Raw genomic sequence first — 13,938 nt, 5'->3', positions numbered from 1 at the left:
AGAACAATAAGATTGATGATGGCGGGTATACTTTAAAACTTGTTCAAGTTTAAATTCTGATGTAAAACTTCTTTTTTTTCTCATAAAAATGCCCCAAATAGTGTCTAACTTTTTGGGGCATGTTCAATTTCTCAAGGTTTCTCATTATTTTAATATCTCGTACTTCGCATTTCTAACTTCGTACCTTATTAAACTTATTGTTTTTTCATTTCTTTTTCAATCATTTCGTAGAATTCGTCAATCTTAGGAAGAATAACAATTCTAGTTCTTCGGTTTGCAGCACGGTTTTCGGCAGTATTGTTTTCTACTAAAGGAATAAATTCACCACGTCCGGCAGCAATTAATTGGGAGGGTTTAACGCCTAAATCTTTAGTTAAAACTCTAACTATTGCAGTAGAACGTTTGACACTTAAATCCCAGTTGTCAATTAATATTGCATTTCCTGTAAATGGCACATTATCCGTGTGACCTTCCACCATACATTCAAAAGTTGGTTTGTCGTTGATTACTTTAGCCACTTTAGCCAAAACCTCTTTGGCTCTATCGCTCACTGTATAGCTTCCGCTTTTAAAAAGTAGTTTATCTGCAATAGAAATAAAGACTACTCCTTTTTCCACATTTATATTAATATCAGGATCAGAAATTCCAACAGAACTTTTTAAACTAGTAACCAAAGCAAGCGTAACGCTATCTTTTTTGGTCAAAGCATCTTGCATTCTAGTGATTTTTAAATCTTTTTCTTTGATTGTTTCTAAAGCTTTTTCAATATTTTGCGCACCTTGTTTAGTTAGGGTAGTCATGTTCCCTACATTACTAATTAAATCGGAATTGTTTTTCTTCAAATAATCGTTTTGTTGGTTCAACGATTCTTTTTCAGTTAAACACAAATTTAATTTTACGGTAGTGGAATTTAATAAATCTTGGCACTCTTTATTTTGTTTTTCTAGTTCAGCGATTTTCTTTTTGGTACCACATGAAGTCAAACTTAGTGCTGCTAGGGTAAACATAAAAATTACTTTTCTCATAATGTCTTTATTTTATAATTGCAAAATTACAATTTCCTACAAACTATAACGTATTAATACTATAAAGTATTGTTAAGTTTCTTTTTAAAAATAGTTTCTCGTTTTATGAAATAATCATAAACGATACTTTTGGTTTGATAATAATCTTCTTTTTGAGTGGTGCCTCTTTTTTTTAAATTTATGATAATCAAATGATAAAAATAAAAATGGGCTTTAAGTATGGCAAAACAATGGGAAAATTTTCCTTGAAAAATAAATTGAATTCCAGCAATTCCATCTAAAACTAATCGCAAAAAAAGTGTAGGGAATAGTTTTCTTTTGGGTAAATTCTTAACTAACATAAGTAACGAATTTCTGAAATTCAAAAAGGTTTTCTTAGGATTTGCTTGGTTTAGTGTAGCGCCACCAACGTGATATACTACTGATTTTCCTGTATATTTTGCAGAATATCCAAGGTTAAAAGCACGCCAACACAAATCTATTTCTTCTTGGTGAGCAAAAAAATCGGCATCAAAACCTTTTAGTTTTCTGTAAACTTCTTTACGAATAAAGAAACAAGCACCACTTGCCCAAAAAATTTCTTTCTCGTCGTCGTATTGGTGGGTATCTTTTTCTAAGGTTTGAAAGATGCGCCCTCTGCAAAACGGATAGCCGTATTTGTCAATAAAACCACCCGCAGCGCCAGCATATTCAAAGTATTCTTTGTTTTTAAAATCTAGAATTTTAGGTTGGATGATTCCAATATTAGGTTCGTTATCCAATATAGATAGGATAGGAGTAAGCCAATTTTCAGTAACTTCTATATCCGAATTTACTAAAGCATAATAGGGTTCTTCGATTGTTTGTAGTGCAATATTATAACCATCTGCAAAGCCATAATTAGCAGTATTCTGAATTATTTTAACCGATGGAAATAGCTCTTTTATAACTGCAATCGAATTATCGGTAGAAGCATTATCTACAACATAAACCGTTGCTTCATTGGAATAGGCAACGACTGAAGGCAGAAACTGCTCTAGCAATTTTGCACCATTCCAATTTAAGATTACTACTGCAATTTTTTTGTCCATTCTCTATTCTCTATATTCTATTATCTAATTTCTGCCTTCTCTTTTCTGCCTTCTAAATTCTATTTTCAAAATTAGGTAACTCTTCAAGAAAAACATATTTCTCGTTTTCAAAATCCATTTGGCAAAAGTAATGATTTAGTCCGTTGCTTACCATTAAGTATTTTGCATTTAATACAAGATTGTAACGTGCAATCTGGTTAAAGGTTTCTTGGGTAATTTTTACTTCGGGTGCTTTGCATTCTATCAATAAAAATAAATCTCCATTTGGTTGGTATACAACTATATCGTAACGTTTAATTAAACTATTTATCTTTATAATTTTTTCAACATTAATATAGGATTTTGGATAGTTCTTTTCTTGTAATAAAAACTGAACCACATGCTGACGTACCCATTCTTCGGGAGTAAGAAGAATAAATTTTTTCCGAATTTCATCGAAGATAGCAATTTTATTTTCACTATTTTTGAAGCGAAACGTATATTTAGGAAAATGTAGTTTTTGCATAAAGCAAAAGTAAGACTTTTAGAGAACTTAGAAAATAGAAAATAGAAAATAGAGAATAGATAAAACGGTATATGGACGAAGTTTTAAAAATTATTAACGACCTGAAAGCTGGGAATATAAAACCAATTTATTTTTTAATGGGTGAGGAGCCTTATTATATTGATAAATTGACGGAGTATATCGAGAACACTATATTAAGTGAAGACGAAAAAGGCTTCAACCAAACTATTATTTACGGACGGGATACTACTATTGAAGAAGTTATTTCTAATGCCAAGAGGTATCCCATGATGGCGGAACGTCAAGTGGTTGTGGTTCGTGAAGCACAAGAATTATCCCGTACCATTGACAAACTAGAAAGTTATGCCGAAAATCCGCAGCCAACTACTGTTTTGGTTTTTGCTTACAAATACAAAACTTTAGATAAACGTAAAAAACTTGTAAAACTTATTGCCAAACATGGTGTTTTGTTGGAGAGTAAAAAACTATACGACAATCAGGTAGGGGCTTGGATTAATAAGTTGCTACAAGGTCGTGGTTATTCTATAGAGCCCAAGGCCAATGCTATGTTGGTGGAGTTTTTAGGAAATGATTTAAGCCGGATAAGTAATGAATTGGATAAACTAAAAATAATTCTACCTAAGGGACATACTATTTCTCCTAAAGATATTGAGTATAATATTGGGTTCAGTAAGGATTTTAATGTCTTTGAATTACAAAACGCAATAGGATCTAAAAACCAATTGAAAGCCTATCAAATTGTTCAATATTTTGCCGAAAATCCTAAGGATAATCCGATGGTGGTTACGGTGAGTTTAGTGTTTAGTTTTTTCGTTAAAATATTAAAATACCATGGACTGAAGGATAAAAATCCTAAAACAGTAGCGCCAATATTGGGAGTTAGTCCGTTTTTCTTGAAAGATTATGACATAGCACTTCGCAATTATCCTATGAAAAAAGTGAGTGGTATAATTGCTACTTTGCGTGATATAGATGTTAAAAGTAAAGGAGTAGGCGCTAATGCCTTGCCAAGCCATGATTTGTTAAAAGAAATGTTGGTGAGTATTTTTAGTTAATAAAGTTAGAACTTACTTAAATTATCAAAATCCTTTTTTTCTCTGTATAGTTTTCGCAACAAATTTAAATTCACGATATTTGTCTACCTGAAATTTAAAAATAATGTTATGGGAATGAATAAAAATACCGTTTTAGGTTGGGCTACATTAATCATGGTAATCATGGGATTAATCTTGATTGGCCTAGGCGTTTATAAATATGCCGATGTGGCAGGTTGGGGTTTTTGTGCCGTAGGAGTAGGGTTTCTTGCTAATGCTTGGGTTTTTAGTGCGTTAAAAGGAAGAGTTTAAATTATTAAAATATATAAATAAAAAAAATGGCAGACGATAAGAAAGTAATTTTCTCAATGCAAAAATTGAGCAAATCCTATCCAGGAAGTGATAAACAAGTATTGAAAAACATCTATTTAAGTTTCTTTTATGGCGCTAAAATTGGTATTCTTGGATTGAATGGATCTGGAAAATCCTCTTTATTAAAAATTATTGCTGGGGTAGATAAAAACTACCAAGGCGATGTGGTTTTCCAACCAGGATATACTGTTGGTTACTTAGAGCAAGAACCAATATTGGATGAAACTAAAACCGTAATTGAAGTTGTTCGTGAAGGAGTAGCAGAAACGGTTGCTATTTTGGATGAGTTCAATAAAATTAACGATATGTTTGGCTTGCCAGAAGTTTATGAAGATGCAGATAAAATGCAAAAGCTGATGGATCGTCAAGCGGATTTACAAGATAAAATTGACGCTTCGGGTGCTTGGGAACTAGATACCAAACTTGAAATTGCAATGGACGCACTAAGAACTCCAGATGGTGATATGCCAATTAGCGTATTATCTGGTGGTGAAAAACGTAGAGTTGCTTTATGTCGTTTGTTGTTGCAACAACCGGATGTGTTGCTATTAGACGAGCCTACTAACCACTTGGATGCCGAAAGTGTACTTTGGTTAGAACAACATTTATCCCAATATGCAGGAACTGTTATTGCCGTTACCCACGATAGATATTTCTTAGATAATGTAGCGGGTTGGATTCTAGAATTGGATAGAGGAGAAGGTATCCCATGGAAAGGGAATTATTCTTCTTGGTTGGATCAAAAATCCAAACGAATGGAACAAGAAGAAAAAGTTGCTTCCAAAAGAAGAAAAACGTTAGAACGGGAGTTAGATTGGGTACGTCAGGGTGCTAAAGGACGCCAAACCAAACAAAAAGCACGTTTGCAGAATTACGATAAGTTATTGAATGAAGATCAAAAAGAACTGGATGAAAAATTAGAAATCTACATTCCGAATGGACCTCGTTTAGGAACTAATGTCATTGAAGCTAAAGGAGTTTCGAAAGCATTTGGAGATAAATTACTTTATGATGATTTGAATTTCACACTTCCACAAGCTGGGATTGTTGGAATTATAGGACCAAATGGTGCTGGTAAATCTACCATTTTTAGAATGATAATGAAAGAACAAGAGCCGGATGGTGGAGAGTTTACCATTGGAGATACTGTGAAAATAGCTTATGTAGATCAGGCACACTCTAATATTGACCCTAATAAATCTATTTGGGAGAATTTTTGTGATGGGCAAGAATTAATTTTGATGGGTGGCCGCCAAGTAAATTCTAGAGCCTATTTATCTCGTTTTAATTTTGGAGGAAGCGAACAAAACAAAAAAGTATCTGCATTATCCGGTGGAGAACGAAACCGACTTCATTTGGCGATGACCTTGAAAGAAGAAGGAAACGTACTTTTATTAGATGAGCCTACCAATGATTTAGATATTAACACGCTTCGTGCTTTAGAAGAAGGTCTTGAAAACTTCGCTGGATGTGCTGTAGTAATTTCGCACGATAGATGGTTCTTAGATAGAATTTGTACCCACATTCTAGCATTTGAAGGAGATTCGCAAGTATATTGTTTTGAAGGTGGTTTCTCTGAATATGAAGAAAATAAAAGAAAACGTCTTGGTGGTGATTTAGCTCCAAAACGATTGAAATACAAAAAGTTGATTCGATAACTCATTTTTTTCTATAATTATCAAATAAGGAGTCTGTTTCACGGTAAGTGATACAGACTCCTTTTTATTAGATTATAACATAACCACTCGTGTCTAATTTTAATTTTGATAATACTCTCCAATTATTAAATCCACGTTTGTCAAAATGAGGTAAGTCTTTTAAAGTTTTCCAATTTCCTCCCCATTCCCAGCCATACTTGGCGAAGATTTTTACGCATTCGTACCAATCGGCTATTTGGTCATTATCCCAATCTTTAGTGGTATCCCAAGATGCGGTTTTGCCATCTATAATTAGACAAATATCTACTGCAAAACCAAAGTTGTGAATAGATTGTCCTGCTTTGGCATTGGTTACTTTTTTACCAGGTTTGGTTCTGCCTTGTTGGTATAAATCATTTTGCTCGGCAAAGGTTCGTAAGCCTTGGGTTACTCTTACTTTTGCCCTTCCAGTTAAGGCTACATCGCATTCTTGAATGATTTTAGTTGCTTCATTTCTAACCGATGGATGCAATTTTGCAATGCGGTTTAAGGTTGGTGTGTCCATAAATTCTGTTTTTAATTTTTAAAATTACTTTTTAGAAAATTAATGGTTAAATTCAAAAACCTAGGATAGTTGGGGAGTAACTAAATTTACGAATTCTGTTTTAATTTTTGGTATTATGTTTATATATTATACTCACAAAATTAATTTAAAGATTAATAAGTTTATTTACGTTTATAATTATCTTTTAAACATATCTCTAAACTGATATAAAAATCTTTCGATCAATCTTGAGTCTTTAGTAACAATGTCTGCTGTTCCGCTCATTTCTTGTCTAAAAGCAATTTGTTTTTTGTATGATGTTTTTAATCCATTAGGTAAAGAAATATCTACAAGTAAGTTTCCGTCTTTGTCAGGGGTTAAAGAAATAGCTTTTACAATTCCTTTGATTACTCCAAACTCTCTATCGGGATAATTTTCAAGTCTAATATTTACATTTTGTCCAATCTTAATTTTACCTGAATTTTGTGCCTTTGCTTTAGCTTTACCAATAAAACCATTTTCACTATTCGGGATTATTGCAAATACATTGTCGCCTGTGTTTATTGTTTGGTTTTCTGTCCAAATTTGTAAAAAAGATACTTTCCCATCTATAGCAGAACGAAAAACATAATTTAACTCCCAATCTTTAATTATTTTTTTTAATTGATAAAATGCTTGAATTACATTGCGTTCTAAATTTACATTTTCTTTATTTTCATTTATTTTAGTAGTTTGTGTTGCTCTGTTTAATTCATTCAACGATGATTTTAATGAAGAAATTGAGCTTAATAAGTTTTTATAACTTTTCTCTGTTGCTAAATAATTTAGTTTATGTTTTTCTAGTTCTTGGGATGCAATTATACCTTTATTAAATAGTGTTTGGTAACGCTCTAAATCGAGTATGTTAAGTTCTAATTCGTTTTGATTGATTATTTTTTGAGATTCTAATAATTTTAACCTTTCACTTAGTTGAATGGTTTCTAGACTATGAGCATTATCATCAACTTTAAAAGGTTGTAATTTTCGGTTTAATTCATCGGCAGAATATTCTTTTTGAAAAACTGAAAAACTATTTTCAATATCACCTAATTGAGCAGATTGTAATTTCTCAAAAGGAAAATTACTTTTTTCAATATCTATTGTGTCTGTAATACTTTTAAGCAAAAAAACATCTTTAAAGTTTGCAGTGCTTTCAATTACCGCAAGTGGTGTGTTTTTAGAAACATTACTTTTATCATTAATTAAAATGGCTTCTATTTTCCCCGATGTTTTTGCAACTAATTTTTGTGGTGGTGTATTGGTAGTTATTACAATGTCAGAACCAACAATGTCAGGATATTTAACAATCCAAGATACCAATAGTAGCATTACTAGGATTGTTAAAACTACTACGGAACCCCAACGGATTATCCAATGTGGAACACGAGTTAGTATTTCTTGCACTTCTTCGCTTCGGAGTTCAAATGAGGTGTTTCTATTTTCTTCCATTTCTTAATTTCCTAACTGCAATTGATTTTTAACTAATTTAAAATAACTTCCTTTTAAAGCTACTAATTCTTTGTGATTACCAATTTCTACTATTTTACCTTTTTCTAACACTACAATTTGATTGGCATTCATGACAGTACTTAGTCTGTGAGCAATAACGACAACGGTTTTATTTTTGAAGAAAATATTTAGTTTCTCCATAATTTCCTTTTCGTTATTGGCGTCTAGGGAAGAAGTAGCTTCGTCAAAAAACAACATTTCGGGGTTTTTATACACAGCTCTCGCAATTAAAAGGCGTTGTTTCTGTCCTGTACTCATTCCGATACCTTCCATACCAATTTTAGTATTGTAACCAAGAGGATAGTTTTCAATAAACTCTTTGATGTTGGCAACATCCGAAGCATAAACTAAACGCTCTTTATCAATTATATCAACACCTATTGAAATATTATTAGCTATTGAATCATTAAAAATATAACCTTCCTGCATAACACAACCTAAATGGCTACGCCAAGTTTTTTGAGCAATTGTTTTTAGAGGCGTTTTACCAATTGTGATTTCTCCTTTGATAGGTTCATAAAACTTTAATAAAAGTTTCATTAAAGTAGTTTTACCGCTACCGCTTGTACCCACAATTGCAGTTATTTTATTAGCTGGAATTGTTAAGTTTAGATTATCTAAAACCATTGTGTCAGAACCGATGTATCTAAACGATAAATCTTTTATCATAATATCGCTGTTTTGTGGTATGTCGTGAGTTTGGGTTTCTTCTTTTTGGGTTTCATCTTCTTTCTCGTGAATTTCTGACAGACGAGCCAACGATATTTTAGCATCTTGTGCTTCTCGAATAAAACCGATTAATTGTAAAACTGGCGCATTTAAACTACCAACGATACTTGAAATTGCCATCATCATACCTAAAGTAATTTGACCATCAATAACCAATTTCGCTGACAAAAAAACAATGATAATATTCTTTAACTCATTAATAAAGTTAGAACCGATAGTTTGTGTTTGTTCTAAAACTAAACCTTTCATTGAAACTTTAAATAATCGTGCTTGAATGTATTCCCAACCCCAACGTTTTTGTTTTTCGGCGTTGTGTAACTTTATTTCTTGCATTCCATTGATTAGCTCAATTACTTTGCTTTGTTCTTGTGAAACTTCTGAAAATCGTTTATAATCTAATTCTTTACGCTTTTTTAAAAATAATGTTACCCAAACAAAGTATAAAACACTACCGATAAAGAAAACCGCAAATATTTTCAGATTGTAATATGCCAAAACGCCACCCATAATAACCATATTGATTGCAGAAAACAAAACGCTTAATGATGAAGTTGTTAAAATTTTTTCAATTCTATGATGGTCGTTGATGCGTTGCATAATGTCGCCAGTCATACGAACATCAAAAAATGAAATGGGTAAATTCATTAATTTAATAAAAAAATCAGAAATTAATGAAATGTTTATTCGAGTTGATAAATGTAATAAAATCCAACTACGAATAAGTTCCAACGCCGTACGCCCAAAAAACAAAAATAATTGTGCAAAGAGAACTAAATAAATAAAATGTATATTTTGATTTTGAATACCAACATCAACAACACTTTGGGTTAAAAATGGAACAATTAATTGTAATATACTACCAGCCAATAATCCTATTGATAATTGAAAAACAAAAGATTTATAGGGAATAAGATATTTAAACAATAAACCAAAGCCAAAAGCTTTATTGTCTTCACTATCAAATTCAGATTGATAGAATTTTGGTGTTGGTTCTAAAACTAGTGCTATACCTTCTTGTGTGGTTTCTGTAGCATTATTACCAATCCAAAATTTTAAAAATTCTTCTTTAGAATATTCAATTAACCCGTGTGCTGGGTCTGAAATATAATAAATGCCTTTTTTAATTTTGTAAAGCACCACAAAATGTTCTTTATTCCAATGAAGGATTAAAGGAAGTGGAGCTTCTTCAAGTTTTATAGCATTTAATTTAATCCCTAAAGAACGGAAACCAATATTTTCAGATGCTTCTGAAAGGGTTAATAAACTTGTACCTTCTCTTGTTGTTTCCGATAGCTTTCTTAAAATTTGTATATTAAGTGATTTTCCATAATGCTTTGCAATAATTTTTATGCAAGTTGCACCACAATCTTTGGAATCGGCTTGTTTGTAAAATGGAAAATTTGGCATTTATTCGATTAAATATTTTTCTAATTCTTTTTTCAATTTTTCACCTTCACTGGGTCTTGGGGCATCATTGTTTATTAGAACACCTTCTTTATTAAAAATCATATACCGAGGAATGCTCTTTACAGAAATATCAAATTGAGATGATATTTTAAAATCGCTTGTTTTTTTTAACTTAATTGTCATAAAATTATTATAGTACCCCTCTAAATGTTCTTTTTTAACTGCTTTTCCCCATTTGTTTTCATCTAGATCAATAGATAAGTATATAAAGACAACATCTTTATATTTTTCTTGAAGCTCAAGAGAATATTTCATTTCTTTCCTGCAAGGGTTACACCAACTAGCCCAAAAATCAACAAAGATTACTTTTCCTTTATTTTCTTTAATTAGTTCGTCAAATGATTTTTTTTCTTGCCCATAAAAACTTAAGGATAGAAAACAAGACACAATATATATTACTATTTTATTTTTCATATTCAATATCTATTCTAAAGTTTCATGCTTAGTTATTTTGGAATTTTAGATATTTATTGATTCAAATATTTATCTAGTTCGGTTATAATCTCTTTAGAATCTGGTTTAGGAGCATTGCCATTAACAAGAACACTTTTTTTGTTATATATTACATATCTAGGAATAGAATTAAGCTGCAATTGTTTATAAAATATTGAATTCGGATAATTTATTGCTAAAAAACTATTTTTGTAATCATATAATGATTCTTTTTTTACAGCCGATTCCCATTTATTGAAATCACTATCTATTGATATATATATATAAACTATATCTTTATTTTTGTATTGATTTCTTAATTCTTTTGAAGCTCCCATTGATGCTCTACATGGAGCACACCAGCTTGCCCAAAAATCAATATAAATAACCTTGTTTTTATTTTCCGTAATGATTTGATCTAAATTATCAATATCTTTATTTATTGTTATAAAATTTGTTTTTGATATTTCTTTTTTAAATTTTGATAAATCTGTTAAATAATTGTTTCTAATTTCATCTATCGCTAACGAATCTTCTGCAATGCCTTCAAATTGTTTAAATTTATTTGATATATCACTTCCCTCATCTCCAAGTGTTCTTAAAAAATTATATAATAAGTATTCTTTAGTCTTTTTTGAAAAAATATTTGATTTATACACTTCATCAAAAGCAGTTCCGTTATCATACGTGGACTCTTTTTGTACTGATTTTTTTGTTATATTAAGGTTATTTAGAGCATAATTTCTCAAAAAGAAACGGTATGTTTTTAAATAAATTAAGCTATCATTTGTTAAATCTTTCGTATTAATATTAGAAAAATTTTTATTAATATTTGTTTCATAATACTTTATTCTATTATACTGAATATTGGATATTTCATTAGACAATTGATTTATGTCAACTAAAGAATCGAGTGATTTTTTAGATTTAATTCGATATTTTAGTAAGTCTTCTTTATATTGTTCTTTTTCTTTTTCATTTCTATTACGTTTATTAAAAACAAAAAAATCGAAATCCTCCAATGGCTTTTTACTTGAAAATTCAGACTCAAAATTCAAATCAAATTTTTTAACTTGTCGATTTTTAATACTTAAAATAGGGATGCCTTTAGAATAATTAAAAACAGCAGTGTCTCCTTTTTTAAGTTGGTATAAATACACTTTATTTTTATCAAAAACATGAGTTAAAAGAATACTTTCAGAATTTATATTTATAGTTAAAGTATCTTTTTTATTTTTATTTTTTGGAAATAAAAATCTTTCTAGATAACTTCCGTATTCAGAATATTTAATATCTGAATTAGTTAATATCTCAACTTTTTTTTCTGAATTTGTTTGTGCATCATTTTTTTCAAAGATTAAAATAATTTGATTCTGTTTATTGGATTTTTTATTTTCAATTTTGTCATTTGCAGTTTTGTTACCACATGAAAGAATCAAAAGAGCTGAAAAGAATATATATCTCATAATAATTATTAGTTAAATAAAATTAAAATAAAAGGGCTGTAATTTAACAGCCCTTTTAAAGCATTAATATACTAATGAATGATACCAAGATGCAGTTTTGCAACTTGAACAACACCAGTGACCTCCAACAGCTGCTGCTCCAGCTTGAGCATCAGCCATTGATACTCCTGCCATACCAATTGGTTCACCATCACCACTTGTTCCGCCATAAAAGGCACATGTACCAGGAGACATTAATCCACCATTAACGTTTTTTTGTTCCTCTTTGTTTAAAAGAGAAACACCTTCTAAAGTTAAAATGTTTTTTAACATAATATAAAGTATAAAAAAATTATTTATCTCAATCAGTTTTAAGTCAGTTGAGTTTCTGACTACTCTTGCAAGAATATCTTGTATCTATTTTGAAAAGACCTCATAATTTAATTTAAATTATTTTTTCTTTTTACAAATGAATTATAGTTTATAATATTCTTCTTAACCTTTTTATTTTAATAGTTTTCCATAATGCTTTTCTATAATTTTTAAGCAAGTAGCACCACAATCTTTGGAATCGGCTTCTTTGTAGAATGGAAAATTTGACATTTAATTAAATTATTTTGTCAGTTAATTTATTTCATATTCTAAAATTCCACGCTTTATTGTTTTAGATATTTATCCAATTCATCTTTGATTTCTTTAGAATCTGGATTAGGAGCATTACTATTAACTAATTTACCTTTCTTATCATAGATTATAAAACGTGGAATTGTTTTCATTATCAATTTTTGATATAGATTTGCTTTAGGATAATTTATTGAGAGAAAATTATTTTCTGAATTTGTTAATTGTTCTTTCTGAGTTGCAGATTTCCAATTTTTTTCATCATCGTCAATAGAAATATAGATAAATTCAACTTTTTTATCTTTATATTGATCATGAAGATTTCTAGAACTTGGCATTAAAGCTCTACAAGGACCGCACCAACTTGCCCAAAAATCTATATAAATAACTTTTCCTTTGTGACTTTGAATAATTTGAGTTAGAGTGTTTTTTTCTTTCTTTTTATTAAATAATAAAACATCCATATTATCACTACTTTCATATTCAAAAAACAATGGATATTTATTTGTAAAGTAATTAATTACAGATTTTTTTTGAGTTTCTTTTTTATATTTTTCAAAGCATTTTAAGAAATCTTCTTTATAACCTCTTTTTCCTAAAGTTTCAAGATAGTAAAACATTAAATATTCTTTGTTTGTTGGTGAGATTTTATTTAAATTAAAAATATTTTCAAATTGTTCTTTAAAATTTGGCATTTTCCCATCAGAAAGAGTAATTATTCTTGGTTTATATATTTTTTCAAAAGCTATATTTATCAAGTTAGCGTTTGCATTATCTCCTAAGTTATAAGTCTTTTTTAAAATTTCTATTGCTGTTATGCTTTTAAATACATCTTTATTTTTAAAGTCTTGTAAATTTAAATCATAATTTACTCTATCTATTAATTTATTATTTTTTAGAGAATCGAAAAAAACAATTTGTTTTAAATCTCTTTTTACTTTTATTATAGAATCATTTTTTAATTCTTTTTTTGTCTTAAATCTTTTATATTTCATAAAAAAAGAATAATCATCAAAATCTAATGGATATTTTATGTTAAATGAAGAATTAAAGTTATAATCGTATCCTCCTTTTCTATTGCTTATAGCGAATGGAACACCGTTTTTGTATTCAAAAGTTATTGTGTCATTAGGATAAAAACAATATGAATTCATACAATAATCCTTTATAAAATATTTGTGATATACATATATTGGATTACTAGATTTAATTATAATTATTGTGTCCTTACTACCAACCTTTATTGTATTATTTACAAAATCATTTTTAAATTTGTAATATACTTTGTTATCATCAATAGTATATGCTTTTTTTCCAAAAAAAGTTGTATCACTTACTTGAGGATTTTTAAATATAATTGTAATGTAATCACCATTTATTTTCTCTTTTTTTTCAACACAAGAGAAAAACAAAAAACTAAGAATTAAAATAAATATTCTTTTCATTATAAATTATGTTATTTTAAGTGGTTGGAAAAACACCAACCAC

The 13,938-nt window shown here is 29.6% G+C and carries 13 protein-coding genes; 3 read left to right on the top strand and 10 right to left on the bottom strand.

The window, feature by feature from the left end:
- Positions 1–194: 194 nt before the first annotated feature.
- From ACIQ2J_RS09715 to ACIQ2J_RS09705, 3 genes are read right to left on the bottom strand one after another with little or no spacing between them, the layout of a single operon-like run.
- Positions 195–1,025 carry a flagellar motor protein MotB gene (locus ACIQ2J_RS09715; protein ID WP_396169126.1) on the bottom strand — a complete coding sequence of 277 codons (831 nt, stop codon included), beginning with the start codon at positions 1,023–1,025 and terminating at the stop codon, positions 195–197.
- A 59-nt stretch (positions 1,026–1,084) separates the two neighbouring features.
- On the bottom strand, positions 1,085–2,095 hold the full coding sequence (locus ACIQ2J_RS09710; RefSeq protein WP_396169124.1) for a glycosyltransferase family 2 protein: 1,011 nt from the start codon (positions 2,093–2,095) through the stop codon (positions 1,085–1,087).
- Positions 2,096–2,147: 52 nt separating this feature from the next.
- Positions 2,148–2,600 (bottom strand): type I restriction enzyme HsdR N-terminal domain-containing protein, encoded by a 453-nt coding sequence (locus ACIQ2J_RS09705; RefSeq protein WP_396169122.1) that lies wholly within the window; start codon positions 2,598–2,600, stop codon positions 2,148–2,150.
- Positions 2,601–2,671: 71 nt separating this feature from the next.
- Here ACIQ2J_RS09705 and holA point away from each other — a divergent pair, with 71 nt between their 5' ends.
- The 3 genes from holA (at position 2,672) to ettA (ending at position 5,685) form a co-directional block, all read left to right on the top strand.
- Positions 2,672–3,676, top strand: a complete 1,005-nt coding sequence (holA, locus tag ACIQ2J_RS09700) for a DNA polymerase III subunit delta (protein WP_396169120.1) — start codon at positions 2,672–2,674, stop codon at positions 3,674–3,676.
- Positions 3,677–3,784: 108 nt separating this feature from the next.
- The gene (locus ACIQ2J_RS09695; RefSeq protein ID WP_396169118.1) at positions 3,785–3,967 is read left to right on the top strand and encodes a CAL67264 family membrane protein; all 183 of its coding nucleotides are present in this window, start codon (positions 3,785–3,787) and stop codon (positions 3,965–3,967) included.
- A gap of 26 nt (positions 3,968–3,993) precedes the next feature.
- A complete protein-coding gene (ettA, locus tag ACIQ2J_RS09690; protein WP_396169115.1) occupies positions 3,994–5,685 on the top strand; it encodes an energy-dependent translational throttle protein EttA in 1,692 nt (563 codons plus the stop codon).
- Between the two features lie 67 nt (positions 5,686–5,752).
- Here the strand turns inward: ettA and ACIQ2J_RS09685 are convergent, their stop codons facing one another.
- The 7 genes from ACIQ2J_RS09685 to ACIQ2J_RS09655 all read right to left on the bottom strand — a co-directional run bounded on the left by ACIQ2J_RS09685 (position 5,753) and on the right by ACIQ2J_RS09655 (position 13,895).
- Positions 5,753–6,229: a M15 family metallopeptidase gene (locus tag ACIQ2J_RS09685; protein WP_396169113.1), complete on the bottom strand. Its 477-nt coding sequence runs from the start codon at positions 6,227–6,229 to the stop codon at positions 5,753–5,755.
- Between the two features lie 177 nt (positions 6,230–6,406).
- Positions 6,407–7,696: an HlyD family secretion protein gene (locus tag ACIQ2J_RS09680; protein WP_396169111.1), complete on the bottom strand. Its 1,290-nt coding sequence runs from the start codon at positions 7,694–7,696 to the stop codon at positions 6,407–6,409.
- Between the two features lie 3 nt (positions 7,697–7,699).
- Positions 7,700–9,892 (bottom strand): peptidase domain-containing ABC transporter, encoded by a 2,193-nt coding sequence (locus tag ACIQ2J_RS09675; RefSeq protein WP_396169109.1) that lies wholly within the window; start codon positions 9,890–9,892, stop codon positions 7,700–7,702.
- Positions 9,893–10,366 carry a TlpA family protein disulfide reductase gene (locus ACIQ2J_RS09670; RefSeq protein ID WP_396169107.1) on the bottom strand — a complete coding sequence of 158 codons (474 nt, stop codon included), beginning with the start codon at positions 10,364–10,366 and terminating at the stop codon, positions 9,893–9,895.
- A 53-nt stretch (positions 10,367–10,419) separates the two neighbouring features.
- Positions 10,420–11,850: a TlpA family protein disulfide reductase gene (locus ACIQ2J_RS09665; protein ID WP_396169105.1), complete on the bottom strand. Its 1,431-nt coding sequence runs from the start codon at positions 11,848–11,850 to the stop codon at positions 10,420–10,422.
- Positions 11,851–11,913: 63 nt separating this feature from the next.
- Positions 11,914–12,162, bottom strand: coding sequence for a hypothetical protein (locus ACIQ2J_RS09660; RefSeq protein WP_396169102.1), 249 nt, complete (start codon positions 12,160–12,162; stop codon positions 11,914–11,916).
- Between the two features lie 323 nt (positions 12,163–12,485).
- The gene (locus tag ACIQ2J_RS09655; protein WP_396169100.1) at positions 12,486–13,895 is read right to left on the bottom strand and encodes a TlpA family protein disulfide reductase; all 1,410 of its coding nucleotides are present in this window, start codon (positions 13,893–13,895) and stop codon (positions 12,486–12,488) included.
- Positions 13,896–13,938: the final 43 nt, after the last annotated feature.

The organism is Flavobacterium sp., from assembly GCF_044357305.1.
In the GTDB taxonomy this organism is placed as follows: Bacteria; Bacteroidota; Bacteroidia; order Flavobacteriales; family Flavobacteriaceae; genus Flavobacterium.
This window is presented reverse-complemented; position numbering and strand designations above follow the sequence as displayed.

What these genes read in the sequence shown, in the direction of transcription:
- ACIQ2J_RS09655 (WP_396169100.1), bottom strand. Translation starts at nt 13,895, where the DNA reads ATGAAAAGAATATTTATTTTAATTCTTAGTTTTTTGTTTTTCTCTTGT.
- ACIQ2J_RS09710 (WP_396169124.1), bottom strand. Translation starts at nt 2,095, where the DNA reads ATGGACAAAAAAATTGCAGTAGTAATCTTAAATTGGAATGGTGCAAAA.
- ACIQ2J_RS09715 (WP_396169126.1), bottom strand. Translation starts at nt 1,025, where the DNA reads ATGAGAAAAGTAATTTTTATGTTTACCCTAGCAGCACTAAGTTTGACT.
- ettA (WP_396169115.1), top strand. Translation starts at nt 3,994, where the DNA reads ATGGCAGACGATAAGAAAGTAATTTTCTCAATGCAAAAATTGAGCAAA.
- ACIQ2J_RS09680 (WP_396169111.1), bottom strand. Translation starts at nt 7,696, where the DNA reads ATGGAAGAAAATAGAAACACCTCATTTGAACTCCGAAGCGAAGAAGTG.
- ACIQ2J_RS09670 (WP_396169107.1), bottom strand. Translation starts at nt 10,366, where the DNA reads ATGAAAAATAAAATAGTAATATATATTGTGTCTTGTTTTCTATCCTTA.
- ACIQ2J_RS09660 (WP_396169102.1), bottom strand. Translation starts at nt 12,162, where the DNA reads ATGTTAAAAAACATTTTAACTTTAGAAGGTGTTTCTCTTTTAAACAAA.
- ACIQ2J_RS09675 (WP_396169109.1), bottom strand. Translation starts at nt 9,892, where the DNA reads ATGCCAAATTTTCCATTTTACAAACAAGCCGATTCCAAAGATTGTGGT.
- ACIQ2J_RS09665 (WP_396169105.1), bottom strand. Translation starts at nt 11,850, where the DNA reads ATGAGATATATATTCTTTTCAGCTCTTTTGATTCTTTCATGTGGTAAC.
- holA (WP_396169120.1), top strand. Translation starts at nt 2,672, where the DNA reads ATGGACGAAGTTTTAAAAATTATTAACGACCTGAAAGCTGGGAATATA.
- ACIQ2J_RS09685 (WP_396169113.1), bottom strand. Translation starts at nt 6,229, where the DNA reads ATGGACACACCAACCTTAAACCGCATTGCAAAATTGCATCCATCGGTT.
- ACIQ2J_RS09695 (WP_396169118.1), top strand. Translation starts at nt 3,785, where the DNA reads ATGGGAATGAATAAAAATACCGTTTTAGGTTGGGCTACATTAATCATG.
- ACIQ2J_RS09705 (WP_396169122.1), bottom strand. Translation starts at nt 2,600, where the DNA reads ATGCAAAAACTACATTTTCCTAAATATACGTTTCGCTTCAAAAATAGT.